Origin of the sequence: Chryseobacterium gallinarum, assembly GCF_001021975.1 — a bacterium.
GTDB lineage: Bacteria > Bacteroidota > Bacteroidia > Flavobacteriales > Weeksellaceae > Chryseobacterium > Chryseobacterium gallinarum.
Window position 1 is genome coordinate 2,393,172 of the sequence record NZ_CP009928.1, and the last position, 25,027, is coordinate 2,418,198.

General features: G+C 38.0%; 21 protein-coding genes. 7 read left to right on the plus strand and 14 right to left on the minus strand.

What is annotated here, in order from left to right:
- Nucleotides 1–22: 22 nt before the first annotated feature.
- A complete protein-coding gene (locus OK18_RS10725) occupies nucleotides 23–1,711 on the minus strand; it encodes a glycoside hydrolase family 3 protein (protein WP_053327992.1) in 1,689 nt (562 codons plus the stop codon).
- 114 nt (nucleotides 1,712–1,825) lie between these two features.
- Here OK18_RS10725 and OK18_RS10730 point away from each other — a divergent pair, with 114 nt between their 5' ends.
- Nucleotides 1,826–2,356, plus strand: a complete 531-nt coding sequence (locus OK18_RS10730; RefSeq protein ID WP_053327993.1) for a hypothetical protein — start codon at nucleotides 1,826–1,828, stop codon at nucleotides 2,354–2,356.
- Between the two features lie 205 nt (nucleotides 2,357–2,561).
- Here the strand turns inward: OK18_RS10730 and ribA are convergent, their stop codons facing one another.
- From ribA to OK18_RS10770, 8 genes are all read right to left on the minus strand, one after another.
- Complete coding sequence (gene ribA, locus OK18_RS10735) at nucleotides 2,562–3,158, minus strand: GTP cyclohydrolase II (RefSeq protein WP_050020687.1); 597 nt, start codon at nucleotides 3,156–3,158, stop codon at nucleotides 2,562–2,564.
- A gap of 18 nt (nucleotides 3,159–3,176) precedes the next feature.
- Nucleotides 3,177–3,635 (minus strand): hypothetical protein, encoded by a 459-nt coding sequence (locus OK18_RS10740; protein WP_050020688.1) that lies wholly within the window; start codon nucleotides 3,633–3,635, stop codon nucleotides 3,177–3,179.
- On the minus strand, nucleotides 3,632–4,246 hold the full coding sequence (locus tag OK18_RS10745) for a DUF4254 domain-containing protein (protein WP_050020689.1): 615 nt from the start codon (nucleotides 4,244–4,246) through the stop codon (nucleotides 3,632–3,634). Before OK18_RS10745 ends, OK18_RS10740 begins: the two co-directional genes overlap by 4 nt.
- 14 nt (nucleotides 4,247–4,260) lie before the next feature.
- A complete protein-coding gene (locus OK18_RS10750) occupies nucleotides 4,261–4,476 on the minus strand; it encodes a twin-arginine translocase TatA/TatE family subunit (protein WP_053327994.1) in 216 nt (71 codons plus the stop codon).
- 31 nt (nucleotides 4,477–4,507) lie between these two features.
- Nucleotides 4,508–6,070, minus strand: a complete 1,563-nt coding sequence (locus OK18_RS10755) for a peptidoglycan DD-metalloendopeptidase family protein (RefSeq protein ID WP_053327995.1) — start codon at nucleotides 6,068–6,070, stop codon at nucleotides 4,508–4,510.
- Complete coding sequence (locus OK18_RS10760; RefSeq protein ID WP_050020692.1) at nucleotides 6,067–6,909, minus strand: DUF4292 domain-containing protein; 843 nt, start codon at nucleotides 6,907–6,909, stop codon at nucleotides 6,067–6,069. The genes OK18_RS10755 and OK18_RS10760 overlap by 4 nt, the downstream gene beginning before the upstream one ends.
- 106 nt (nucleotides 6,910–7,015) lie before the next feature.
- The gene (locus OK18_RS10765; protein ID WP_050020693.1) at nucleotides 7,016–8,032 is read right to left on the minus strand and encodes a sugar phosphate nucleotidyltransferase; all 1,017 of its coding nucleotides are present in this window, start codon (nucleotides 8,030–8,032) and stop codon (nucleotides 7,016–7,018) included.
- 133 nt (nucleotides 8,033–8,165) lie between these two features.
- Entirely contained in the window at nucleotides 8,166–9,587 is a 1,422-nt protein-coding gene (locus tag OK18_RS10770; protein ID WP_050020694.1) for a lipopolysaccharide biosynthesis protein, read from the minus strand.
- Between the two features lie 188 nt (nucleotides 9,588–9,775).
- On the opposite strand from OK18_RS10770, the gene OK18_RS10775 reads away from it, so the two are divergent.
- The gene (locus OK18_RS10775) at nucleotides 9,776–11,113 is read left to right on the plus strand and encodes a dihydroorotase (RefSeq protein ID WP_050020695.1); all 1,338 of its coding nucleotides are present in this window, start codon (nucleotides 9,776–9,778) and stop codon (nucleotides 11,111–11,113) included.
- Between the two features lie 128 nt (nucleotides 11,114–11,241).
- Here OK18_RS10775 and OK18_RS10780 read toward each other — a convergent pair whose 3' ends face one another.
- The 3 genes from OK18_RS10780 to OK18_RS10790 form a co-directional block, all read right to left on the minus strand.
- Nucleotides 11,242–13,542: a GH92 family glycosyl hydrolase gene (locus OK18_RS10780; RefSeq protein ID WP_082129178.1), complete on the minus strand. Its 2,301-nt coding sequence runs from the start codon at nucleotides 13,540–13,542 to the stop codon at nucleotides 11,242–11,244.
- Nucleotides 13,543–13,617: 75 nt separating this feature from the next.
- Complete coding sequence (locus tag OK18_RS10785; protein WP_050020732.1) at nucleotides 13,618–14,298, minus strand: response regulator transcription factor; 681 nt, start codon at nucleotides 14,296–14,298, stop codon at nucleotides 13,618–13,620.
- Nucleotides 14,299–14,313: 15 nt separating this feature from the next.
- On the minus strand, nucleotides 14,314–15,561 hold the full coding sequence (locus OK18_RS10790) for a sensor histidine kinase (RefSeq protein WP_050020696.1): 1,248 nt from the start codon (nucleotides 15,559–15,561) through the stop codon (nucleotides 14,314–14,316).
- Nucleotides 15,562–15,733: 172 nt separating this feature from the next.
- Between OK18_RS10790 and OK18_RS10795 the strand changes: the two genes are divergently transcribed.
- The 5 genes from OK18_RS10795 to OK18_RS10815 all read left to right on the plus strand — a co-directional run bounded on the left by OK18_RS10795 (nucleotide 15,734) and on the right by OK18_RS10815 (nucleotide 22,468).
- Nucleotides 15,734–16,144, plus strand: a complete 411-nt coding sequence (locus OK18_RS10795) for a DUF1573 domain-containing protein (protein WP_053329351.1) — start codon at nucleotides 15,734–15,736, stop codon at nucleotides 16,142–16,144.
- A gap of 174 nt (nucleotides 16,145–16,318) precedes the next feature.
- A complete protein-coding gene (locus OK18_RS10800) occupies nucleotides 16,319–17,200 on the plus strand; it encodes an SDR family oxidoreductase (protein ID WP_050020698.1) in 882 nt (293 codons plus the stop codon).
- An 86-nt stretch (nucleotides 17,201–17,286) separates the two neighbouring features.
- Nucleotides 17,287–19,485 (plus strand): M1 family metallopeptidase, encoded by a 2,199-nt coding sequence (locus OK18_RS10805; protein ID WP_053329352.1) that lies wholly within the window; start codon nucleotides 17,287–17,289, stop codon nucleotides 19,483–19,485.
- Between the two features lie 100 nt (nucleotides 19,486–19,585).
- Nucleotides 19,586–20,413, plus strand: coding sequence for an endonuclease/exonuclease/phosphatase family protein (locus OK18_RS10810; protein ID WP_050020699.1), 828 nt, complete (start codon nucleotides 19,586–19,588; stop codon nucleotides 20,411–20,413).
- Nucleotides 20,414–20,602: 189 nt separating this feature from the next.
- The gene (locus OK18_RS10815) at nucleotides 20,603–22,468 is read left to right on the plus strand and encodes a M1 family metallopeptidase (RefSeq protein ID WP_053327996.1); all 1,866 of its coding nucleotides are present in this window, start codon (nucleotides 20,603–20,605) and stop codon (nucleotides 22,466–22,468) included.
- A gap of 39 nt (nucleotides 22,469–22,507) precedes the next feature.
- Here OK18_RS10815 and OK18_RS10820 read toward each other — a convergent pair whose 3' ends face one another.
- Both OK18_RS10820 and OK18_RS10825 read right to left on the minus strand, forming a co-directional pair.
- Nucleotides 22,508–23,893 carry a phosphatase PAP2 family protein gene (locus OK18_RS10820; protein WP_053327997.1) on the minus strand — a complete coding sequence of 462 codons (1,386 nt, stop codon included), beginning with the start codon at nucleotides 23,891–23,893 and terminating at the stop codon, nucleotides 22,508–22,510.
- 125 nt (nucleotides 23,894–24,018) lie between these two features.
- The gene (locus tag OK18_RS10825) at nucleotides 24,019–25,017 is read right to left on the minus strand and encodes a zinc metalloprotease (protein WP_053327998.1); all 999 of its coding nucleotides are present in this window, start codon (nucleotides 25,015–25,017) and stop codon (nucleotides 24,019–24,021) included.
- Nucleotides 25,018–25,027 lie beyond the last annotated feature (10 nt).

A 25,027-nucleotide genomic window follows, 5' to 3' on the forward strand; every position in this document is an offset into this window, starting at 1 on the left:
GATTATTGTTGTTTTGATGTTGTTATAAGGCAGGGGTAAAATCTATTCCCATACCTGCTTTTAACTGGTCGTTTACCAGTACAGGAAGCTTACCCCATATTTTTGTTTTTCCGTTTAATGCATCAGCTGTGGCGTTCATTGAATCATCATTGTTTTCATAGGCTACAAGCACTGTTGAAACATTTGAAATATCAATATCCTTTAAAGCATAAGCGCTTCCAAACACAGTAAGAATCACATTTTGATTTTTAGTAAGATCAGCAAGGACTTTTTTTGACTCCGTTGATATCTTATAAGGCTTGTAAGCCGTTGAATTATCCTTATGGAAACCAACAATCACGGTAGATCCTGCGGGAATTGTATTGATCTCAGCGGCTTTTTTAATGATGACGTTGGTACCCAATCTATTGGCAAAAGTCTGGTACGGAGCTTCCTCCAAAGGAATATAGTATACCTGTTTTCCGGTGATGGGAAGCAGTTTTTTATCATCCTTTAATAAAGTTAAGGCGTTGGAATATAAATTTTGAACTAATGCCTTATGAGAATCATTATTAAGGTCAGCATTGATATTTTCCGGATTTTTCGGGGTGTACTGGGTAAGCCCCAGAAAATATTTGGTTAAAAGTATTTTCTTGACACTTTCCTCCACTCTGGATTGAGGAATTTCTCCCTTGTCAATTGCTTTTTGAATTAATTTTTTTCCTTCGGAAACCCCTTGGGAGAACAGCATAATATCATTTCCTGCTTTAAATGCCATTGCATCCAGCTCACCCGGTTTATACTTATTGGCTACGGCTCCCATATTCAATGCATCCGTAATAATTAAACCCTTATATCCCAATTTATCTTTCAATACTCCTGTAATGATGTTTTTAGAAACAGAAGCCGGAATTCCTTTTCCTGATTCTAAACTTGGTACATATAAATGCGCCACCATTACACCTCCGATTCCCTTATCCATTAATTCCTTAAAAGGAGCAAGTTCTACTGCTTCAAGCCTGTCCAGAGAATGAGAAACTACCGGAAGATCAAGGTGAGAATCCGTACTGGTATCACCATGACCGGGAAAATGTTTAATAGCCGCCAGTATATTGTTGTCCTGAAGGCCATTAGAATAGGAGAGGGCAGAGCTGATGACGTTGGATACCTCAGATCCAAAACTTCTGTTCCCGATAATAGGATTATTCGGATTGGTATTCACATCAACTACCGGAGCGAAATCCCAATTGATTCCCATTCTGTGGCAGTCTTCTGCAATTTTTGCAGACATCTGATAAACCAGGTTTTTATCCTGGATAGCTCCCAATGTCATGGCCCATGGAAATTTATGGGCGGTTGCAATCCTCTGATATAATCCCCATTCCGCATCCATTCCGATCATTAAAGGGACTTTGGACTTTTGCTGGAATTCATTAACCAGATTGATCTCCCTTGCCGCATCATCCTGCATCAGGATTAAACCACCGATTTTATCCTGTGTCACAATATTTCTGACCTGATTGATATAGTCTTCACCCTTGTTGGTATACAACGCCACGATAAAGAGCTGGCCCAGTTTTTCATCCTGAGAAAGATTTTTGTACGTTTTATCCACCCATTGCTGAGCTTTTTTCAAATCTTCTTTAGTTGCATTTTTAGGTTGGTACTGAGCCTTAACCTTAGGACTTACCAATGCTGCAATAAAGAGTGAAGTATATATTAGTTTCCTCATGACTTTTTGAATAAGAACAAAAATACGATTAAAAAAATGACGAAAACAACGTTTTTGAAATTTTTGGTATATGATTTGAATACGCAATATAAATAATAACTAAACTTTATAAAAATGAAAAAAATTCTTCCATTTATATTACTAGCAGGTATTGGTTTTTTATCTTATAGCTGTGATAATAGTGATGATAATGTAGTGGTACAGGATAATCCTTCTCCAATGAGAGACATTACAGGAACTTTCACCGGAGCCAATAATGCTGACTGGACTATCCATCAGGGTATTGATGCGTCATCTAGCCAGGTAGTTCTTGTATATAGAAACGAAAATTCAAATTCAAACCTTTCTGCAAAATGGCAGCTTATTCCAAAAACTTACTTCCTGACTAATGGCAGAGAATTGGATTATAACTATACTTTCAATGCAGGAAATATAGATATTACAACCCGTGCGAATTTTGATCAGAATACAATGACGAATGTGGAAGCAAATACCTATTTGAATAATCAGACATTCAGAATTGTACTTATTAAGACCGCTGCAGCTAAAAGTGCAACAGCTCCTGTTGATTACAACGACTATAATGCCGTGGTGAAATATTATAATCTTAATGATTCTAATGTTCCTTCGACAAAAGTAAAGTAAGAAATATCTTTTCAGTTTTTTATAATTAAAAAAAGCTCCGGGAGAATTCTTCCGGGGCTTTTGATTGGTAGACAAAAAATGGAATAACAGACAACAGGATTTGAATGATTCCTTGCGTAACCAATATCTGATAAAAGAATGTATCCTTTGCCGGATAACTTTTTTAAATAAAAAAGCTTCAGTTTTTTCTGAAGCTTTTATTTATTTAATTGTCATTGTCATCCAGGAGATGTCCAAAGAAATCTTTTTTGGTTTGCAGGTAGCCTTTACTTATTTCATTCGCAGGAATCTGTAATGGTATTCTTGAATTAAGATGAACATTACTGTCCACCACATACTTTACCTTTTCAGGGTTATTGGTCAAAAGGTTAATATCTTTCACTTCCAGTACGTTGAGGATTTCAATCGCTACGCCAAAGTTTCTGTCATCGGCGGGAAGTCCTAATTCAAGGTTGGCCTGTACGGTGTCCAGTCCTTTTTCCTGTAGCGAGTATGCTTTTAGCTTATTGATGATTCCGATATTCCTACCTTCCTGGCGAAGGTAGATAATGATCCCTCCGTTTTCATGAATGTATTTCATTGCAGCATCTAATTGCTGGCCACATTCACATTTTTTTGAATGGAAAACTTCTCCTGTAATGCATTCCGAATGAAAACGGACATTGACTGGTTTTGAGAAATCTGTATTTTCTGCCACGATAGCCATGTGGGGCATCCAGTCGTTTTCATTTTCGGAGAAAGCGATCATTCGGAATGTGCCGTGTTCTGTAGGAACATTGGCTTCCGCCTGAATTTTAATCATTGATAGTTGAATTAGTTTTTAACTTCCTGGTAAAGCATCTTCAATAACAGAAACATTGGTTTTTAAACGAACCAGGTATCTGTTGAGAACTTCGTCATCATCTTTGTCCAGTTTCTGTCTTGATTTCTGAATTTTTTTATAAGATTTTTCGAAGCTTTTAAGGGCTCTGCTTTTGCCTGTAGAATTATTGGCATCGATAGCATATAAATAATTCTGAAGGCTGTATTTCAAACTGGTTATCTCTTCGTTTAGTCCGTCATTCTTGAATTTTGGAAAAGTTGAAATCAGATTTGAAATTTCAGAAGCGTTTACATTTTCTTTAATGTTAATGTTAAAACTCTTCTTTGAGCCTCTGTCAGAATCAGAGCCTTTTGTTTCACTATAAAAATTATTAGACAGCGGGGAAAGGTTAAACTTCTCCGTTGCGCAGGAAGATGTTAATAGTATCAGTACTCCAAAAAAAACTAGTCTTTTCATTTCTGTTGCCCTTTTTGATAAAGGATTGGGTTAAGACTTTCATCGTTATACATTTTCATTTGTTTGTATACTTTCATCTTAACGTCACCGTTTTCAATATCAGTAAGCAACTGATCTATAGAAGTTGATAGGTCCTCTTTCTGAGCAAGCAATACATCCAGTTTTGCCTGGCAATTGTTTCGGTGCTCTTCAGATGCGGATTCTCTATTGGCTTCTAATGACATATGATAAACCTTCAATGCAAGAATAGATAGTCTGTCTACAGCCCAGGCGGGAGTTTCGGTATTTATTTTTGCGTCAGATTTCGGAGTTATATTTTCAAACTTATTAAGGAACCAGCTGTCTATATATTCTACCAGATCAGTTCTTTTCTGATTGGAAGCATCTATAGTTCTCTTCAGTTGAAGAGCCTCAACCGGATCAATATTTTCATCTCTAATAATATCTTCCAGATGCCATTGAACGGTATCAATCCAGTTCTTTGCATACAAAATCCGTTCCAAAGTATCTTTTTCGAATGGGTTATTAATTAGAGCGTTAACGTCATCAGACACGTGATAGTCTTCAATACATTGATTGAAGACTTTCCATGCAGTCTCAGTGAAATTCATTAATTCTAAGGAATTTAGTTACCGGAAGGGTTGTTGTTATTCGTAGAAGACGTTTTATTCTCGGAACCTGGTTTGTCTTCTTCCTTTACCGCATCTTTAAATTCTTTAATTCCTGAACCTACCCCTCTCATAAGTTCCGGAATTTTCTTTCCTCCAAATAGTAATACCAAAAGTATGGCTACGATCAGGATATGCTGCCAAGATAAGGCAAGTATTGTTAGTGTATTCATCTCTTAAAATTTTTGCAAAGTTACGCTTTTTTTAATATGAAATCCAACCTAATGGATCAACTGGTGTACTTCCGTTCCATACTTGGAAATCAAGCGTATAAGCACCGTCGAAATCCTGTGCAACAGTTCCTACCGGAGTACCTGAAGAAACCTGTTGCCCTTTGGAAACGCTCACACTTCCTAAGTTGGAATAGATCGTAAAATAGCTTCCGTGTTTAATGATAACGGTTTTCGTTCCATCATTATTTGCCAATACGGAAGATACAGACCCGGGATATACCGATTTTGCACGTGTTCCTGAAGGTACGGAAATTTTAATACCGTTATTTTCCTCTGTGATATTTTTGAACACAGGGTGTGGCTGTCTTCCGAAGCGGTGGGTAATTTGCCCGGCCCTGTCTGCAGGATAACCAAGTCTTCCTCTGTTTTCTGCAAAGCTGTTTCCTGATGCTGTAGAAACACCATAGTTGGTCATCGCTTTAGATTCCGCCGCTTTTTTGTCTTCTTCTTTTCTCTTGGCCAGCGCCAGTTCAGCAGCTCTTGCCGCCTCTAACTTGTTAGCTGCTTCTTTAGCTTTTGCGGCAGCCTCATCGGATGCTTTTTTAGCAGCTAATTTTCTGGCTTCATCTCTTGCGTTGGCTTCTGTTCTTGCTGCTTCTTCATTACGCTTTCTTTCTTCTTCAGCTCTTTTAGCAGCCAGCTCAGCGGCTCTTTTAGCTTCTGCCTCAGCTATTCTTCTTTCTCTTTCCAATGCCTCTGCTCTTGCTTTAGCTTCTGCCTCAATTCTTGCCTTTTCCCTTTCGGCAGCAAGTTTTGCTAAACGTATTTTCTCCGCCTCAGCCTTTTTTCTAGCTTCTTCTTCAGCTTTTGCTATCCTGATTTCTTCAGCAATAATGGCCCTGATCTGCCCTTCGAGAGCTTTGGATTGTACCTGTTTCTGCTTTAATTCGGCAGTCAGCTTGGATTCGTTCTTTTTGAATTCGGCGACAAGCTGTTCTTTCTGCGCTCTTTCTGCATTGATTGTTGCCAGGTCTTTCTGCTGGGTCAACAAAAGATTTTCTTTCTCTTTTACAGAATTCTGTCTTTGAGCAATTGTTTTTTTGATCTGGTTGGCGGCATTTGTGATTTCAGCTGCTTTTTTATCCTGATAGTCAGCATATTGTTTTAAATACTGTACTCTCCGGATAGCTTCCCCCAGATTTTTAGAAGAAAGAATGAAAGTCACTTTATTCTGAACGCCTTTATTTTTATAAGCATTTACCAGTACTTCAGCATAATTTTTTCTGAGAACAGCCAGTTCCTTATTTTGCCGGTTGATCTCAAGCTGACGTAAGTAGATGTCATCTTCAATAAATCTCTTTTCTTTTTGAGTATTATTATAGACCTTTTCTCTCAAAATTAATTTTTGATTGACGCTGGTAAGGTAGGCTATAGAAAGTTTAGATTCGCTTCTGGTTTTAGCTAAATCCGTATTTATTTGTGCAATTTGTTTTTTAAGTTCGGCATTCTGCTTCTGCAACTGTTCTTTTTTCTGTTGCCCCTGATGGAGTCCGAATATAAGAACACCTATTAAAAAGCTAAATTTTTTAATCATTTAATCTCAATTTTCTTATAACTGGATGGTACAGAATAAGGTGTTTCCATCCTCGAAAAGTCAAATTTCGTATTTTCCAGTAAGATTTGACTCGATTTTGAGCCTTTTATAATTATTTTAACATTTTTCGGAAGCCGGATTCCGTTATATTCATTCCAGTCACTATAAGAGATTTCCAACTCATCTGCAGACAAAACATCCTTCAGATTGACAGTTAATAAGTCATAATTAGTGTCATACTGTAAGGCAATTTTATACTCCCTGGTTTTTTCATCAGTAACGATTTTCTGGCTGGTATTGGAAACCATTTTATATCCCTGGGCATTTTGAGTTAATGTAAATTGTGAATCGTTGATCTTTACAAAAGTTCTTCCGAGCAGAATGTTCTCCAGTGATTTGTAATCAATAAAGTTAACGTTCAACAGATTATTAAGGTAATCAAAGTCCGAGTCAATATATGTTTTATTTACCTTATCCTGACCTTTGATCCCTTCAGGAGTTGCAATTCCCCTGGCAGCATTGATGAATAAAGCCCTTAGGTTCATCCATACCTTTTTATCATTTTCAATATAGATGGTAGCGTCCAGAGTAGGTACATAGCTGCCTGTTTCGACCCGTACTTTACTATCGATCTTAATCTGGTCAAACTTAGGCTTGATCAATACATGCTCGTAAAAAGTAAGTTTATTTCTTACCGGTTCGTTTACATCTTTGGGATTTCTGTTATCTTCTGTAGTGATGCTGTCCCGTGTATTTGCCGATTCATTTTTAACGGCATTACGGGTCTTACATGACGAAAGGGCAAGAAGCAATAAAAGGAATGGAATCCAGTTTTTCATGTATTTATCTTTTTAAAAATACGTTGCAATATTAACGCCAAACCACACAAAAGATTTTGTGTGGTTTGATTATATCTTGTTTAAGTTAATTAATTTCTAAATTTATTTATTTGGATAGAAAATCTAAAACTGAATAGTCTCCCAAAGAAATTTCCCTTGCTACTCCAAAGTATTGTGCAGAATTACCAATCATTGAGTTGGAAAGATTTCCGTGATTGATCCTTGTATTTTCCTGAATCAAAGAGTTCTCTATATTGGAATTTACAATCACCGTGTTATTTCCCAATGAAACTCCGGGACCTACTTTTGAATTAGAGATTTTCACATTTTCTCCAATAAAACACGGTGGAATGATTAACGAGTTTTCAATCACAGCTGAAGCAGGATATTGTCCCATCTCTTCTTGTTCATAGGCAAGGATTTTACTGTTGGTTTCCACTGTGGCATTTTTATTACCACAATCCATCCAGTCGTTTACTTTTCCAAGAGTAAATTTAGCTCCTTTTGTCCGAAGATTTTCTAAAGCTGTTGTCAATTGGTATTCACCTCCGTTTTTAATATCATTTTCCATGATATAATTGATTTCCTCCATCAGCTTTTCGGCACTGTTGAAATAATAAATACCAATGATGGCAAGGTCTGAAACAAAAGTTTTAGGTTTTTCAACAAAATCTGTAATGAAGCCGTAGTTGTCTAATTTTACTACTCCAAAAGCAGAGGGATCCTCCACACTTTTTACCCAGATAACACCATCTGAATTTTTGTCCAGCTGGAAGTCAGCGCGGAAAAGTGTATCAGCAAAGGCTATTACAACATCCCCTTTCATAGATTCTTCAGCACATTTTATGGCGTGGGCAGTTCCCAAAGGATCATTCTGATAATAAATACTTCCTTTTGCTCCCAGTTTCTCAGCAATCTGAATAAGGGATTTTTCGATCTCAGGGCCAAAGTCTCCGATGATAAAAGCTACTTCTTCAATTTTTTCCCCTGCCACTTTCGCTATATCTTCCACCAGTCTTTGTACGATAGGTTTTCCGGCAATTGGGATAAGAGGTTTTGGAACGGTCAGAGTATGTGGACGTAATCTGGAGCCGCGTCCAGCCATCGGAACAATAATTTTCATAGATGATGTATAAGTAGTTTTTGTTTAAATGTTATTTATATTTTTGTTAAAGATACTCATTAAAATATTTTTAAGGTTTGTCTTTAACAAATCTGTTATATTGTAAGCTTAATTATCAAAATAGAGACCAAAGTTAACTTTTTCTCACTTTTGATAATAACATATCTTTTTCCGTATAAATGAGAGTCCCGGCATACAGGATAAACAGCAGGTTCCCGATCCAGAAATTATAGTCAAAGAAATAAACGATGGCAAAACTGAAAGCCATCAAAAGTCCCAGGAATATTGTCATTTTTCTGATACGGTAAGGAATGGGGTAATATTTCTGACCAAGCAGGTAAGAGGTGATCATCATAACAAAGTAGGCGATAAAAGTTACCCAGGCTGAAACCATAAACCCGTATTTTTTAAGAAATATGAGGTTTAAGGCAATTGTAAGTCCGGCTCCCAGCCAGGAAATTACCGTTCCTACTTTAGTCCTGTCAGTCACTTTATACCACGTTGAAAAATTATAATAAATACCAAAACAAAGATTGGCAATCACAATAATAGGGATGATATCAATAGCAGTCCAATAAGAACTGTTCGGGATCAGGATCTGTTTCAGCCAGGAAATATTGGCTATGATCCCCATTGCAACTGTAGAGGCAAAGAACGTGAAATATTCTGTTACTTTTGCATAGGTGTTTTTAGCATTGTCATTATTCATCTGTTTGAAGAAAAACGGCTCAATACCCATTCTGTATGCTGTAACAAATAAAGTCATTAAAACGGCCAATTTGTAACATCCGCCATAAGCTCCGGCATCTTCTCCCGGAATATAATAAATCTGGATAGCCTTGTCAAAATTTTCATTAAACATAAAAGCCAGACCGGCAATCATAACCGGCCATGAATATCTGATCATTTTCCTGAAAAGATCTGCCGAGAATTGAAACTGTACTTTGAAAACAACCGGCAGAAGCAAGACAAAACCCAAGAAGCTGGCTGCAAGGTTACTGTAAAAAGGAAATGAAACCTTCTCCTTCAAACCGAAGTCCTGTGATACACTGAAAGGAATATACAGGAATAAGGCAATTGTAATAATAGTTTGGAAAAAAGATTGTAAAACCCGTACCAGGGAATATTTTATAGGTTTATTGTTATATCTCAGCCATGCAAAAGGAATGACGCACAGGTTGTCAAAGAAAGCAATCCATGCAAACCAACGGATGTATTCCGGATTGGAAGAATACTCCAGAGTATCGGCAATTGACTGGCTGAAAAGTAAACAACCTAATAAGAAAAAGGTAGACAGTCCGAACAAAAACCAAAAAGATGTGTTGAATGTTTTCTTTTCGTTTTCTTTTTCCGCTGAGAAACGGAAGAACGCTGTTTCAAATCCGAATGACAACATAATGTTGACAAAAGAAATCAGTGCATAAAGATTGGAAAATTTAGCAAATTCTGTATTTTCAATCTGGTTAATATATAAGGGGTTGAGTATGAATAAGATGACTCTTGGCATGATTGCCCCAATTCCATATATAATAGTCTCGTTGAGAAGTTTTTTCAAAATGTGAAATTTTATGCAAATGTAAATATTTAGAAATTGATTTTTCAGGAGTGACCATAAAATTCATTCATAAACCTTAATTTTGTTTTTTATAAAAACCGGATATTGATGGTTAGAAATGAGTATGTCATTTTAACTGTAAATTGGTAGCCGGCTTCCGTAATCTAAATCTAATTTCTACGTAAAAAATGAAAATCCTTATCAAAAATGTACATATCGTAAACGAAGGGCAGGTCTTTGAAAGCGATGTCTTAATAGAAAATGACCTGATTTCTAAAATAGGTTCCGGTATTTCTGAAGATGCTGATCAGATTATTGACGGTTCAGGAAAATATCTTCTTCCCGGTGTAATTGATGATCAGGTACATTTCCGTGAGCCGGGATTAACCCACAAGGGCGATATTGAAAGTGAATCACGAGCTGCCATTGCAGGAGGAATTACAAGTTTTATTGATCAGCCCAATACGGTACCTAATGCCGTTACTCAGGAATTATTGGCAGATAAATACGAAATTGCATCTCGGAAAGCTTATGCGAATTATGGCTTTATGATGGGAGGAACCAATGATAACCTGGAAGAGGTTTTAAAAACAAATCCAAGAAATGTTCCCGGCATAAAATTGTTTCTGGGCTCATCCACAGGAAATATGCTGGTAGATAACCCGGCAACGCTTGAAAATATCTTCAGCAATACCAAAATGCTGATTGCTGTGCATTGTGAGGATGAAGCCACTATTAAGGCTAATACCCAAAAGTACATCAATGAATATGGGGAAGATATTCCGGTTAAGTTTCATCATCTGATCCGAAGTGAAGAAGCGTGCTATAAGTCTTCATCAAAAGCTATAGAACTAGCAAAAAAAACAGGTGCAAGACTTCATGTATTCCACCTTTCTACAGCTAAGGAAATGGAACTTTTCAGAAATGATATTCCTTTACAAGATAAAAAAATTACGGCTGAAGTATGTGTACATCATCTGACTTTTACCAACGAAGATTATGAAACCAAAGGAGGCCTTATCAAATGGAATCCGGCAGTAAAAACCCAGAAAGACAAGGACAGCCTTTGGGAAGCGTTGCTGGATGACAGAATTGATGTAATTGCTACGGATCACGCACCTCATACTGCGGAAGAGAAAAATAACGTTTATACAAAATGCCCGTCAGGAGCTCCTTTGGTACAGCACTCACTGGTCGTGATGCTGGAAAACTATAAAAACGGGAAAATTTCTCTTGAGAAAATTGTTGAAAAGATGTGCCATAATCCGGCTATACTGTTCAGGGTGGAAAAAAGAGGCTTCGTAAGAGAAGGTTACAAGGCAGATCTTGTATTGGTAGACCTTAACGCTGATTGGACGGTAGCTAAAGATAATTTACTGTATAAATGCGGATGGAGCCCGTTGGAAGGAATGAATTTCCATTCTAAAGTAACCCATACCTTTGTAAACGGACATCTTGTGTATGATAATGGTAAAATTGCAGATGAAAAATTCGGTGAGCGTTTGCTTTTTGAAACAAGGGATTAAGAAAATATAAAATCAACAGAAGCGGGCTTTAGCCCGCTTTTTTAATGTGAAAATATTCATCGGCTTTAGCCAAAACCTGGCAATGGAAAGAAATAGATACTTTCTTCTGGTTGAAACAAATTTTCAATCTAAAATCTTTTCGCTTTATTTCCCATGTAAAAAGTTAGCTTCCCTCCATTCATAATCTCAGAATGCTTCAGTGTAAAATTTTTGATTGCTCTTCCATTCAAAAGAACCTTCTGAACATATACATTCTTTGGACCTTGATTGATCGCTTCGATTTCAAAGGTTTTTCCATTTTCTAAATTCAGAATAGCATAGTCTACAGCAGGACTGCCGATGGCGTATTCATCAGAACCCGGAGCAACAGGATAAAAACCAAGAGAGCTCAGAATATACCATGCGCTCATCTGACCCGTGTCATCATTTCCTCCCAATCCGTCCGGTGTAGCCTTATACTGCATCTCTAAAATATGACGTATCTGTGCCTGTGTTTTCCAGGGCTGCCCGGCCCAATTATAGAGATATGCTACGTGATGGGCCGGTTCGTTTCCGTGAACATATCCTCCGATAATTCCTTCTCTTGTAATATCTTCCGTATCTGCAAAGAATTCATCAGGGAGATGCATTGTAAATAATTCATCCAGTTTGGAAGCCAATTTTTTCTTTCCTCCCATCATTTTGATCAGTTCATCAGGGTTGTGGGGAACGAAGAAGCTGTAATTCCATGAATTTCCTTCAATAAAGCCCTGTCCATGGGTGCTTAGTACATCAAAATCTTTCTTGAAGCTTCCGTCAGATAAACGGGGCCTCATAAATCCGATTGACGGATCAAAATTATTTTTCCAGTTTTCAGAACGCCTGATAAATTGATTATAAATTTCAGTTTCTCCCAGATGTTTTGCCAATTGGGCAATCGCCCAGTCATCATAGGCATATTCCAGGGTATTGGAGACTGAAGTTCCATTTTTTTCAGCAGGGATATAGCCTAAATCAATATATTGCCCGATCCCTTCATAACTTCTTTTGTTTGCTGTTTCCACACAAGCTTTCAGCGCTTCTTTAGGGTCGCCGTTATAATTTCCTTTGATAATAGCATCTGCTACTACGCTTACACTATGATAACCACTCATGCACCAGTTATCGTTGGCATAATGAGACCAGATGGGCAGCATTTTCATGGAAAACTGATTGTAGTGAGCCATCATAGACTTTACCATATCATTATTCCGTTGAGGCTGGATAATGTTAAAGAAGGGATGAAGAGCACGATAAGTATCCCACAATGAGAAAGTGGTATAATGGGTGAATCCCTCTGCTTTGTGAGTATTTTGATCTAAACCTTTGTATTCTCCATTCACATCCATGTAAGTGGTAGGATTAATGAAGGTATGGTACATGGCTGTATAGAAATTGATTTTTTCAGTTTCTGATCCTTGGATCACAATTTTATTTAATTCTTTATTCCAGCTTTCCTGAGCTTTGGCCTTGATCTGATCAAAGGATAAATTTCCGGCTTCCTTTTCAAGGTTTTCCAATGCATTGGCCTGGCTTACGGGAGAAATGGCCAGTTTGATTTCGATGGCTTCATTTTCCTGAGTGTCGAAATCAAAATACATTTTCAGGTTCCTGCCTGCGATTTCAGGAAAGTTTTTAGTCTGGTCGAATTTTCGCCAAAAACCCTTGTATACTTGTTTCTCATCATAGTTTTTTTGCCCGTATGATTTGAATGGTTTTGAGAATTTCATGGCAAAATAAACCGTTCTGGTTCTTGCCCAACCATTGGTCTGGCGGTATCCTGTAATGGTATTTTCATCTTCCACACGAGCGTAAGTCCATACATTTTTACCGTCATAATTATAAATTCCTGCCATCAGATCGAGGATAATATGAGATTGGTCAGACTTTGGGAAAGTATAACGATGGATTCCCACCCGTGGGGTTGCGGTGAGTTCTGCGAGGATATTATAATCATCCAGTTTTACTTTGTAATAGCCGGCTTCAGCCTTTTCGTTTTGATGGGAAAACCGGCTTCTGTATCCCTTTTCAGGATTTGAAGCAGTTCCGGGATTCAATTGAAGTGATCCGGTAGTGGGCATGATCAGAAAATCTCCCAGATCAGAGTGTCCCGTACCGCTGAAGTGTGTAGAGCTAAAACCTGTAATGGTTTTGTCTTCATAGCGGTAGCCTGCACAGTATTTATAAACTTCTCCATTATATTTGCCATTCAGTTCATAAGAAATGGTATCTGTTTCCGGGCTAAGCTGTACGGCCCCAAAAGGAGTAGTGGCTCCCGGATATGTATGCCCCATTTTCTCGGTTCCTATGAATGGATTTACATATTGGTAAAGTTTTTCGGATTTTTGTGCTTTCAAGGTCGGGGTAAAAAACACAAATGAAAGGAGAATAATAATTCCGGGATTTTTCATGAAAAGTAGATTATTAAATGATAAAATTAATTAAAAAATAAAATAATAATCCACTCTTGTTTCAATTTATGCAAACTATCGCTCGGAAAATCTGAAACCAATTCCATGCAGGTTTTCGATGACTATGTTTTCTTCATTCACAAAAACTTTTCTCAGCCTTGAAATGAAAACATCCAGGCTTCTTCCCATAAAATAATCGTCATCTCCCCAGATCGCTTTTAAAATATCCTGCCTTTTTACTACCGTATTTTTATGAAGGATAAAGTATAGAAGCAGTTCAGACTCTCTTTGGGTAAGGGTAATGGTGCCGGAAGAATCCTGTAAAGTATAATTTTGAGGGTCAAAGTCATATTTTCCGACTTTATATTGGGAAGGGTGGAGAATTGTTTTCTTTGAACGTTTTAAGAAAACTTCAATTTTCAGGATCAGCTCTTCGATGCTGAAAGGTTTTACCAGATAATCATCCGCACCAATCTTTAAGCCCTTGATCCTGTCTTCCTTCAAAGCCTTTGCAGAAATAAATATAATAGGGATTTCCGCATTTTTTTCCCGGATGTATTGTGCCAGTTCAAATCCGTTGATCTCTGGCATCATAATGTCCAGAAGACAAATGTCAAAGCTTTCGCTATTGAATGCTTCAAGGGCAGATTTGCCATCAGGATAGCAGAAAATTTCATAATAGCTTTCCAGGCTGTCCTGAATAAGGAAGGCTATTGTTTTGTCGTCTTCTGCATATAAGATTTTTGATTTCTCCATTACTAATTTAAACATTTAAAATGGTACAAACAGGCTAATGGTTATTCCCTTATCAGCGTTGTTTTCCACTGAAATTTTCCAGTTGTGCTGCTGAACTACCTTTTTTACATAAAACAGCCCTAATCCAAAGCCGTTTACCTCATCACTTTTTGTGGTAGGTACTCTGTAAAATTTATCAAAAATATGAGGAATATTTTTAGGAGGTATACCGATTCCGTTATCTTTAAACTTTAAATATAAGCCTTTTGAATCCTTAAAGGCGGAAATAATAATATGAGGTGCTGTATCACAGTATTTAATGGAATTATCCAGGATATTGTAAATGATATTGGTAAAATGAAATTCATCAGCAATGACAGAAACCGTGTCCCCGACTTCTATCCGGATCGTAAGATTTTCATTCTTATGCTTTATTGTGTCAGCAATTTCCGTAATGAATGGTAACAGAGTGATCTTTTGGAACTTTAATGAAAGTCCTGAAGCATCATTTTTAGCAATATTTAATATTTTTTCAATATGATGATTCAGTTTATAGCTTTGATCGGTAATAATGGATGTATAAGTCTGGAGTCTGGGATTCTCCTTTATTAGTTCCTGTTTTGTCAGGGCTTCCGAAGCCAAAAGAATGGAAGAAAGGGGAGTCTTGAATTCATGGGTCATATTATTGATAAAGTCCCGTTGAAGTTCTGAGAATTTTTTCTGCTGGATGATCGTATATATAGAGTACACATAGACAAGAAGAATAATGATCAGGGCGAATGTAAGCAAATACCAGAACCGTAATGAGCTTATCAGGTAGGTGGCTTTATCCGGGAAACGTATGGAAAAATAATAAACCAGATTTTTATGTTTGGGAAACTGAATGGTCTTATTACCTGAATTTTTCTGATGACTGGAAATATATTTCCCATAGATCATCCTGTCACTATGGCAATTATATAATGCATACACATAGTTGGTATTAATCTGAAAGCGGGTGAATTCTGTTTTCAGATAATGCTCAAGTACGGCAGGATGGAAATCATTATTAATATTGACGACATAATAGTCATTGGAAATATTCTGTACAGGACTTTCTGTAAAAGAAGTCTTACCTCCTGAAAGCTTTTCCGCTACTTCCAGCAAAGCAATATTAACGGTTTGGTTAAATTTCTTATCTTCCAGATTATAGGCCTGGCGGGTCCACAAAAGTTGTGCTATCAAAATTCCGATGATAGCGACAAATCCAAGCGTTATAATAATATTGAGTTTTTTAATCTCCATTTATAGAAGCAATATTATCCAAAATTATCTATTTATCTTTGGTCATTAACAACTTATTAACAAATGTTTGATAGCGGTTAACAAGCCGGATACGGAATCAATTTTATATTTGTTATATCAAAAAGATAATCATCATTTCCTTTTTTTAACTATTAACAAAAAATTTGTACTCATGAAAAAATTAAAAATTACAGCTCTTTTAGCAGTGTTAGCCTGTTCTTCTTTTTATGCCGGTGTATTTCCTGTTGAAAATACTTCTGTGGTAAAAATAATGGCGGATGCTATCAAATGGAAATCAGAATCTATTGATGTGGGAAATATTCCGCAAGGGAAACCTAAATTAATCAGATTTGAATTTACCAATACTTCTTCCAAACCAATTGTCATAGAAAATGTGTCACCGTCATGCGGATGTACAACAGCAGATTATACAAAAAACCCAATTCTTCCAGGGAAAAAAGGTTTCGTGGAAGCAAGTTATAATGCAGCAGCCAAAGGTCAGTTTATGAAAACAGTTAGTGTTACCACAAGTGACAGTAAAACACCTAAAACGCTTTCCTTCAAAGGAGTAGTCGTTTCCTGATTGTTATTTTTTTAAACAAATTAAAAACAGCCCGGTGACCAATCACCGGGCTGTTTTTGTGCAGCAGATATTATTTTCCCGCTGGCGTAAAGAATAATTATTTATAACATTATTTATCAGGGTATTTTAAAACTTTGCGTGGTAATATTTATTATTTTTAAGAAAAAATATTTTATGAGTCTATATACACAACCCATGCTGCGTGAAGGCGCGCTAAAAGATAAAGTGGCTATTGTAACGGGAGGCGGAAGCGGTCTTGGAAAAGCAATGACTAAATATTTTCTTGAATTGGGAGCTAATGTGGTGATCACTTCCAGGAATCTTGAAAAACTTCAGGCAACAGCAAAAGAGCTGGAAGATGAAACAGGAGGTAAAGTTCTTTGTGTTGCCTGCGATGTAAGAAACTGGGATGAGGTAGAAGCAATGAAAGATGCCACTCTAAAAGAGTTTGGTAAAATTGATATCCTTCTGAATAATGCTGCAGGGAACTTTATTTCCCCCACAGAAAAATTGACACATTCCGCGTTTGATTCTATCCTGGATATTGTATTAAAAGGAACTAAAAACTGTACACTGTCCATAGGTAAGCATTGGATAGAATCCAAAACCCCGGGAACTGTCCTCAATATTGTAACGACCTATTCCTGGACGGGTTCTGCTTATGTGGTCCCATCAGCATGTGCAAAAGCGGGAGTCCTGGCAATGACCAGGTCACTGGCTGTGGAATGGGCAAAATACGGAATCCGTTTTAATGCTATTGCTCCGGGGCCTTTCCCTACCAAAGGAGCCTGGGATAGGCTTCTTCCGGGGGATCTTCAGGAAAAATTCGATATGAAAAAGAAAGTTCCGCTAAGAAGGGTGGGAGAACATCAGGAACTGGCCAATTTAGCCGCTTATCTGGTTTCAGATTATTCCGCCTATATGAACGGTGAAGTAGTGACTATTGATGGAGGCGAATGGCTTCAGGGAGCAGGCGAATTTAACATGCTTGAGGCGATTCCGGGTGAAATGTGGGATGCTTTGGAAGCTATGATTAAGGCAAAGAAGTCAAATTAATTAAAATTTACAGAAAAAATCTCCCGGAATTGCCACAATTCCGGGAGATTTTTTTTACCTATGTATTGGATATTAATTTTTTTCAAATGAATTGTAAACTTCCCATCCTCATTTCTACTGTTGCATTGTTCTTTTTTTCAGAATCTGCTTATGCGCAGGAAATGTCGAAATATGATTATGTTGAGGCTTTTAAGCCATTTTTTTATCCTCAGACAGGTACAGAAACCCGATCTGCGAGCGGACAGCCGGGGCATGCCTATTGGCAGAATTCGGCAGATTATCATTTGAATGTAAGCCTGGATGAAAATAAAAAAGAAATTGCAGGAACCGCTGAAATTACTTATACCAATAACAGTCCAGATAAGCTAAGCTTTCTATGGCTGCAATTGGATCAGAATTTATTTGCAAATGATTCCCGTGGAAATGCGGTTGTTCCACTTTCAGGAAGCCGGAACGGGGCGCATGGAGAACAGCTTCAGGGAGGATATACGATAAAGTCTGTGAGACTTGACGGTAAAGAAGTGAAATACACTGTTACAGATACAAGAATGCAGATTGATCTTCCCAAAGAGCTTAAAGCTAAAGGAGGTGTGGCAAAGATTGCTATTGAATATTCTTTTATTTCTCCTGAATATGGCTCAGACAGAATGGGAGTGCAGGAAACTAAAAATGGCAAAATTTTTACCATGGCACAATGGTATCCGAGAATGTGTGTCTATGATGATGTAATGGGATGGAACACTTTGCCTTATCTCGGAGCCTCTGAATTCTATCTGGAATATGGAAATATTACAGCCAATATTACGGTGCCAGCTAATCACTATGTAGTGGCATCGGGCGAGCTCCTGAATGAGAAAGAAGTATACAGCAAAGAAGAGATCAACAGGTGGAACCAGGCCAGAAACAGTGATAAAACAGTTGTCATACGCCCTGAGTCTGCAATAAATCAGAATAAAGCTTCCGGAACAAAAACATGGAAATTTAAAATTGTGCAGGCAAGGGATTTTGCATGGGCATCTTCTGCTGCATTTATACTAGACGCTGCAAGAATTAACCTGCCTAGCGGTAAGAAATCCTTGGCAATTTCTGCCTATCCTGCTGAAAGTGCCGGTGAAAAAGCATGGGGCAGATCTACAGAATATACCAAAGCAGCTATAGAGCATTATTCCCAAAAGTGGTATGAATATACTTATCCGGCAGCCACCAATGTGGCAGGAAATGAAGGTGGAATGGAATATCCGGGCATTGTTTTCTGCCATATGGATTCAAAAGGAGGCGACCTTTGGGGTGTTACGGATCATGAGTTCGGGCACAATTGGTTCCCTATGATTGTAGGATCCAATGAAAGGTTATTTGCCTGGATGGATGAAGGCTTTAATACCTTTATCAATGAAATTTCAACGGAAGCTTTTAATAAAGGGGAATATCATATCAAGAAAAATATGGCCCGGTCAGGAAGCTTTTTAATGAGTGATGATCTGGAGCCTATTATGGTAGGACCGGATAATATGAGAGAAAGAAATATTGCTTCTTTAGCCTACTATAAACCCGGCGCAGGATTATCCATTTTGAGGGAATCAATCCTTGGACCTGAAAAGTTTGATAAGGCTTTCAGGGCGTATATTAACCGTTGGGCTTTTAAACATCCTACTCCATGGGATTTTTTCCATACGATGGAAAACGTTTCAGGAGAAGAGTTGAATTGGTTCTGGAGAGGATGGTTTTTTAATAAATGGAAAATTGATCAGGGTATCAAAAACGTAAAATACATCAGTGGAGATTTTAAAAACGGGGCCCAGATTACCGTTGAAAACCTGGGGCAGTTACCTATGCCAACAATAGTCAGGCTGAAATTTAAAGATGGAACATCCCAAACCGTAAAAATACCTGTTGAAGTATGGAAAAGAAATACGGAATGGACTTTTAAGGTAAATTCCAATAAAGAAATTGATGAGGTGAAACTGGATCCGGACTCTATGATTCCGGATATTAATGCGAAAAACAATACCTGGTCATCTTCCGGTGCTAAACCTATGGAAAAGATCAATGCAAAAGATTTTACAGGAACATATGGAGATAAAAAGATTTCACTCAGGATCAAATTTATTGAAAAAAGCGGTGAGCTCTTTGGAATGGTAGATGGGCAGCAGGAATTCCCTCTTGAATACCAGGGGAATAATAAATTTACTTTTGATCTGGCGGATATTGAGATTGTATTCAGTAAAGACAAAAAAACAATTACCCTCACGGAAAACGGAAAGAATTTTACGTTTACAAAAGAGTAAATAAATATCCTGACGGAATAATTAATAATATCATGATATTTCCAGGGCTTCTCTATAGTGGAGAAGCCTTATTTTTGTAGACAAGTTAAATAACCAGCATATGAATTTTAGATTTTCAATTGTATTCCTGATGCTATATGTATTAGGGTTTTCACAGGATTTTACTGTAATGAGTTTTAATATCAGGCTTAATGTTGCGTCAGACAAAGAAAACGCATGGCCGGAAAGAAAGCAGGAGGTTGCTGATTTATTGATGTATTACCATCCTGATTATTTTGGAGTACAGGAAGCACTTCCGGACCAGATGAAAGACATCAAAAGCGGATTGAAGAATTATGATTACATAGGAGTAGGCAGGGATGATGGTAAAGAAAAAGGTGAGTTTTCAGCCATTTTTTATGATATGAATAGACTTGAAGTGCTGAAATCAGGAACATTCTGGCTTTCTGAAACTCCAGAAAAACCTTCCAGAGGATGGGATGCTGCCCTGAACAGGATCTGTACGTATGCTGTTTTTAAAGATAAAAAGTCAAAAAAAGAATTCCTGGCCATGAACCTTCATTTTGATCATGTTGGGAATGTGGCAAGGGTTAAATCATCGGAACTTCTTCTGAAAAAGATAAAAGAGCTCAATCCGAAAAATCTTCCGGTAACGCTAAGCGGGGATTTTAATTTAACAGATGATACGGAGCCCATAAAAATTCTTTCCCGGGAAATGAAAGATACTTTCTATCATTCGGAAAAAAAACATTACGGGCCGGTTGGGACCTTTACGGCATTTAATGTAAATGAAGTACCTAAAGAAAGAATCGATTATATCTTTACCAAAGGCTTTACCATAAAATCCCACAGGCATATCAATGACAGGAGGGAAAACCTGCTTTATCCTTCCGATCATTTTCCTGTAATTGTAACTCTTTCCCTTTAAAAAAAAATAATTGTTTGAAAAACAATTTCAGCCCAAGTCCTTTAAGGAGTGGATTGTTTACTTATAGTTGTTTCGTGTAAAATATTTTACGTGAAAAATCAATTTTTATAAAATGTTGTTAGGGTATAAATAACTGCTTTATGTTACATTTTCGTTATTTTTGATACCAATCTTAAAAAGATCGTTATTATGAAGAGAATTTTTTCCGGAATAATGTTGGTAGCTTCGCTATTGCATTTTTCTGCCCAGGAATTATATATGCCGAGAAACATCAAAAAAGCCTTTGAAAAAGGAACCCGTGATGCTTCGGGTGCTCCCGGCAAAAACTATTGGCAAAATAAAGGAGTATATAATGTTGAGGTAAAAGTGGATGCTGCTACAAAGATAGTCTCCGGAAAAGAAACAATCATATATACCAACAACAGTCCGGACGACCTTGATGAGTTGGCTATTCGTTTTGTGAATAATCTTCACAAGCCACAATCTCCAAGATCAGGCTTCGTTTCCAAAGATTTCCTTTCCTCCGGGCTGACCATCAAATCATTCATTGTCAATGGAGAGAAATACGATATCAATAGTGATGATTGGAGTACTGTAGAAAAAGTGAAGTTAAAATCAGTTATACAATCAAAAACCAAAACTGAAGTAAAAATAGAGTGGGAGTACCCGCTTTCTGTACAGAGTGGAAGGGAAGGGCAGATTGATCCTGAAACGTTTTATGTGGCTTACTCCTTCCCGAGGATTTCCGTTTATGATGACTACAACGGATGGGATATGCTACCGCACTCAGACAGGCAGGAGTTTTACAATGATTTTAATGATTATAGTTTTGCCATTACGGCACCCAAAAACTATGTGGTCTGGGCAACGGGAGAATTTCTGAATCCTGAAGCTGTACTTCAGCCGGAATATTTAAAAAGATATAAAGCTTCATTGAAAAGTGATCAGGTAATGCATATTGCTTCGGAGCAGGAAATGAAATCCGGGAAAGTAACCCGGCAGAATAAATGGAATGTTTGGAAATTTAAGGCTAATCATATCACGGATTTCTGTTTTGCCCTGAGTAATCATTATGTGTGGGATGCGGCCAGTGTACAACTAAAAAGCAAAAGAGCCAGTGTACAGGCGGGATACAAGGCAGGAGCAAAAGACTTTGAACACTACGTGGATTGGATGCGCTACAATCTGGATTGGTTTTCCAAAAACTGGCCGGGGGTAGAGTATCCTTATAATGTAATGACGGCCATCCAGGGATTTGCAGATATGGAATATCCGATGATGATTAACGATAGCAGTATTCCGGACAACCTTCAGGATGCAAGACTGACGGCAGACCATGAGATTGCCCATACCTATTTCCCCTTCTACATGGGAATCAATGAAACGAGATATGCTTTCATGGACGAAGGCTGGGCAACTACTCTGGAGTATCTGATCGGAATTGATGAAAACGGAGAAGCGGAAGCAAAAGACTTTTATAAAAATTTCCGTGTTAAAAAATGGATCAGCAGCCCGGCTGCAGAACAGGACCAGCCATTGATTACCATGAGTACACAGGTAAGCGGAGCAGGCTACGGAAACAATTCCTATGTGAAAGCATCTCTTTCTTACCTTGCTTTAAAGGATTATCTTGGAGATGAACTGTTTAAAAAAGCCCTGCATCATTATATGGATAACTGGAACGGAAAGCATCCGGTTCCCTGGGATTATTTCAATTCTATGAATACTGGTTCCGGTAAAAACCTGAACTGGTTTTTCCAGAATTGGTTTTATACCAATAATTACATCGATTTAAAAGTGGGGGGAGCCTCTCAGATGAATGATCTGTTGACGGTAAATGTTGTGAATACAGGAGGTTTTGCCATTCCGTTTGATGCTATACTTTCCTATGAAGATGGAACTACCGAAAAGATCCATTTTTCACCTTCTGTTTGGGAAAAAGACCAGAAACTGACCGATCTGATGATTCCCATTAAGAAAAAGGTGAAGTCAGTGCAATTGGATGGAGATATTTTTATGGATTATACACCGGAAGATAACAGTAAAATGTTTTAACATAAACAAAGCCTTCAGATATATGAAGGCTTTCTTTTTTTAGAAATAAGCAGTTAATCTTAAACCCAAAGTGATATAATTGATTTTTTCTTTAGCAGTGATGTTGTTAAGTTCTTCATCCAGCTCTTCACTTTCTTTTATTTCATCACTGAAATGATACCGGATGGTAGATTTGATTTCATTGTAGTCGGTATATAAAGTAAGGCCTAATCCGGGATTGAATTTATACGTCAGGGAGGCTCCCGTATTCCAGCGGAAGGCTGGTTTAGGTTTATATGTGGCTATGGGAAGCTCGTGAGTAGGAGTGTCTATGCTGTCGCTTTTTATAAACACTTTTCCACTCGCTGTCGCTGAATATCCGGCTGTCGCTTTTAAAGTAAGCTGCCATTTATCTGAAAATTCATGAGAAAAATAAGGGCCTATCCCGGCTCCCAAAAAGCCCATAGACTGTGTAACAATACTATGTTCTCCAAAATCTTCTGCATCATCCAGGCTGATTCTTTGCGGTTTAATCGGGAAGCTGCTGAAACTGATGTCTCCACCGATACCCCATTTTTTTGAAAAGAAATAAGCGCCTTCCAGCCCGCCTTCGAAACCGTTCTGTTTTTTATCATCAAGCTCGGATTCTTTAAGGAAATTTGTAGTTCCCAATGCTGCTCCAAGCTTTATAGCAAGAAAAGAAGGGTAATCATTTCCCTGTATTCTGGATAAAACACTTAAATTATCTCCTTTGTTTTTATAAATTTTATCAATGAAGAAATAGCCCAGTTCTGTAGAAATGATCCCGATTCCTGCGCCAGCAAGAATGTCTGGTATCCAGTGCCTGTTGTTTAAGTTTCGCCCAAGGCCTGTAAGGGTGGCAGCGCTATATCCACCAATACTGTAGGCAGGGTTTACTATTCCATATTCTTTGTGCAAAAAGCTGGCATTGGCAAAGGCCATAGCGGTATGCCCTGATGGAAATGAATTGTTTTTTGAACCATCCGGGCGCTCAACTTTTGCGGTATATTTTATAGAATTGACAAGAATTCCCATGATAACCAGGCTGGTAGCATACGAGAGGGTTGCCCTGCCCAGATTGTTCCTACCTTTTACTCCGGCTAGTTTTAATCCATATACGGTAAGGGCAGGAGTATATTGAAGATAATCATCATATTTAGCCTTGAAGGTCGGAAGATACCGGTTACGAACTTCACGGATGTTTTCCTTTTCACCCCATGTAGCGGCTGCTGCGGTAAAAAGTATAGCCGGTGCCATTGATTTTTTTACCCAGTCCTTTTTGAAAAAAGGAGTTTTTACCTCAATAGAAGAACCGGAAGAGAGGAGCGCTATGTCTTTTTGAAGATTTCGTGATTGTAATGTGTCTTGTGCATTATAGCAACATAAGTTGAATATTATTCCGGATGCTACCGCTATTTTTTTCATCTTGTGACTCCTTGTTTTTAAAGTTGCGTAAAAATAAAAAAAAAATCTATCTCAGCTGGTGAGATAGACTTTTTTAATGATTTAAGTGGTGTTTTAAAAAATGATTAATAATATGGATGTAAAATTTAATAAAGCCTTAATCCTGATCTTGGACCGGAGGCAGCTACTACGGCCTGCATTCTTTGTTTTTGATTGGCTGTAAACATACACATTGCCTGGTCGTCTACATAATCCATATAGTTCATGAAAATCTGAGAACGGCTTACTCCACCACATACACGGTTAAGAGGGTAAGTAGGCACTCCGTAATTTGGGCCTGGAGAAACAGGAGTATCATTAGAATAATCTGTCTGACAGCCTGTGTCGGTGGAGCCCCAAAGGTGTGGCAGATTCAGATAATGCCCCACCTCATGAGTAGCAGTTCTTCCCAGGTTATACGGAGCTGATGTTCCGGAGCCGGTTCCTACATAAGGGGCTGCCAGTACAACACCGTCCAAAGCTGCTGAAATTGTCCCAGGATAATAGGCATATCCCAGAGTACCTCCAGTCATATTATTAACAATCCAGATGTTCAGATAATTGTCAGGAGATGTAGCTGCAATACCGGTGGTAGCAGATTTCATTTTGTTTTCATCAGGATTCCATGAAGTGACTGAGCTTTGTTTTCTTACCGTTTTGGCAAGTCTGAAGCGGATTTTAGTGTCCCCGGCTTTTACCGGAACAAACTCTGCGGGGGTATTTCCGATATTACTGTTAGTACCAGCGTAATCCTGATTCAGGATATCAATCTGGGACTGTAACCTTGCATCCGATACGTTTTGGGTGCTTGTGTTGTAAATAACGTTGAAAACAACCGGAATTTCTACAGTACCATCTGCCAGTACCTTGCCCACTTTTATATCATTGAGATGCCTTTCGGTGTACTGTTCAATGGCTTCTACTCTTGCTCTGGCAGCGGGGTCAGAATTCAGGATTTTTTCCCTCATTACATCTGACGGGCAGGTTCTTTTGCCGGCTATTTGTTGTGTGTTTTCTGACTCTGCTGTCTGGTCATTGACAGAGCTCATGTCATTGTTACATGATGCCAGAAATATAATACTGGCTCCAAAAAGAAGTTTTTTCATAAGTAGTATT

What these genes read in the sequence shown, in the direction of transcription:
- OK18_RS10760 (WP_050020692.1), bottom strand. Translation starts at nt 6,909, where the DNA reads ATGAAAAACTGGATTCCATTCCTTTTATTGCTTCTTGCCCTTTCGTCA.
- OK18_RS10825 (WP_053327998.1), bottom strand. Translation starts at nt 25,017, where the DNA reads ATGAAAAAACTTCTTTTTGGAGCCAGTATTATATTTCTGGCATCATGT.
- OK18_RS10785 (WP_050020732.1), bottom strand. Translation starts at nt 14,298, where the DNA reads ATGGAGAAATCAAAAATCTTATATGCAGAAGACGACAAAACAATAGCC.
- OK18_RS10740 (WP_050020688.1), bottom strand. Translation starts at nt 3,635, where the DNA reads ATGAAAAGACTAGTTTTTTTTGGAGTACTGATACTATTAACATCTTCC.
- OK18_RS10750 (WP_053327994.1), bottom strand. Translation starts at nt 4,476, where the DNA reads ATGAATACACTAACAATACTTGCCTTATCTTGGCAGCATATCCTGATC.
- ribA (WP_050020687.1), bottom strand. Translation starts at nt 3,158, where the DNA reads ATGATTAAAATTCAGGCGGAAGCCAATGTTCCTACAGAACACGGCACA.
- OK18_RS10730 (WP_053327993.1), top strand. Translation starts at nt 1,826, where the DNA reads ATGAAAAAAATTCTTCCATTTATATTACTAGCAGGTATTGGTTTTTTA.
- OK18_RS10755 (WP_053327995.1), bottom strand. Translation starts at nt 6,070, where the DNA reads ATGATTAAAAAATTTAGCTTTTTAATAGGTGTTCTTATATTCGGACTC.
- OK18_RS10790 (WP_050020696.1), bottom strand. Translation starts at nt 15,561, where the DNA reads ATGGAGATTAAAAAACTCAATATTATTATAACGCTTGGATTTGTCGCT.
- OK18_RS10800 (WP_050020698.1), top strand. Translation starts at nt 16,319, where the DNA reads ATGAGTCTATATACACAACCCATGCTGCGTGAAGGCGCGCTAAAAGAT.
- OK18_RS10725 (WP_053327992.1), bottom strand. Translation starts at nt 1,711, where the DNA reads ATGAGGAAACTAATATATACTTCACTCTTTATTGCAGCATTGGTAAGT.
- OK18_RS10805 (WP_053329352.1), top strand. Translation starts at nt 17,287, where the DNA reads ATGAATTGTAAACTTCCCATCCTCATTTCTACTGTTGCATTGTTCTTT.
- OK18_RS10765 (WP_050020693.1), bottom strand. Translation starts at nt 8,032, where the DNA reads ATGAAAATTATTGTTCCGATGGCTGGACGCGGCTCCAGATTACGTCCA.
- OK18_RS10810 (WP_050020699.1), top strand. Translation starts at nt 19,586, where the DNA reads ATGAATTTTAGATTTTCAATTGTATTCCTGATGCTATATGTATTAGGG.
- OK18_RS10780 (WP_082129178.1), bottom strand. Translation starts at nt 13,542, where the DNA reads ATGAAAAATCCCGGAATTATTATTCTCCTTTCATTTGTGTTTTTTACC.
- OK18_RS10745 (WP_050020689.1), bottom strand. Translation starts at nt 4,246, where the DNA reads ATGAATTTCACTGAGACTGCATGGAAAGTCTTCAATCAATGTATTGAA.
- OK18_RS10795 (WP_053329351.1), top strand. Translation starts at nt 15,734, where the DNA reads ATGAAAAAATTAAAAATTACAGCTCTTTTAGCAGTGTTAGCCTGTTCT.
- OK18_RS10820 (WP_053327997.1), bottom strand. Translation starts at nt 23,893, where the DNA reads ATGAAAAAAATAGCGGTAGCATCCGGAATAATATTCAACTTATGTTGC.
- OK18_RS10815 (WP_053327996.1), top strand. Translation starts at nt 20,603, where the DNA reads ATGAAGAGAATTTTTTCCGGAATAATGTTGGTAGCTTCGCTATTGCAT.
- OK18_RS10775 (WP_050020695.1), top strand. Translation starts at nt 9,776, where the DNA reads ATGAAAATCCTTATCAAAAATGTACATATCGTAAACGAAGGGCAGGTC.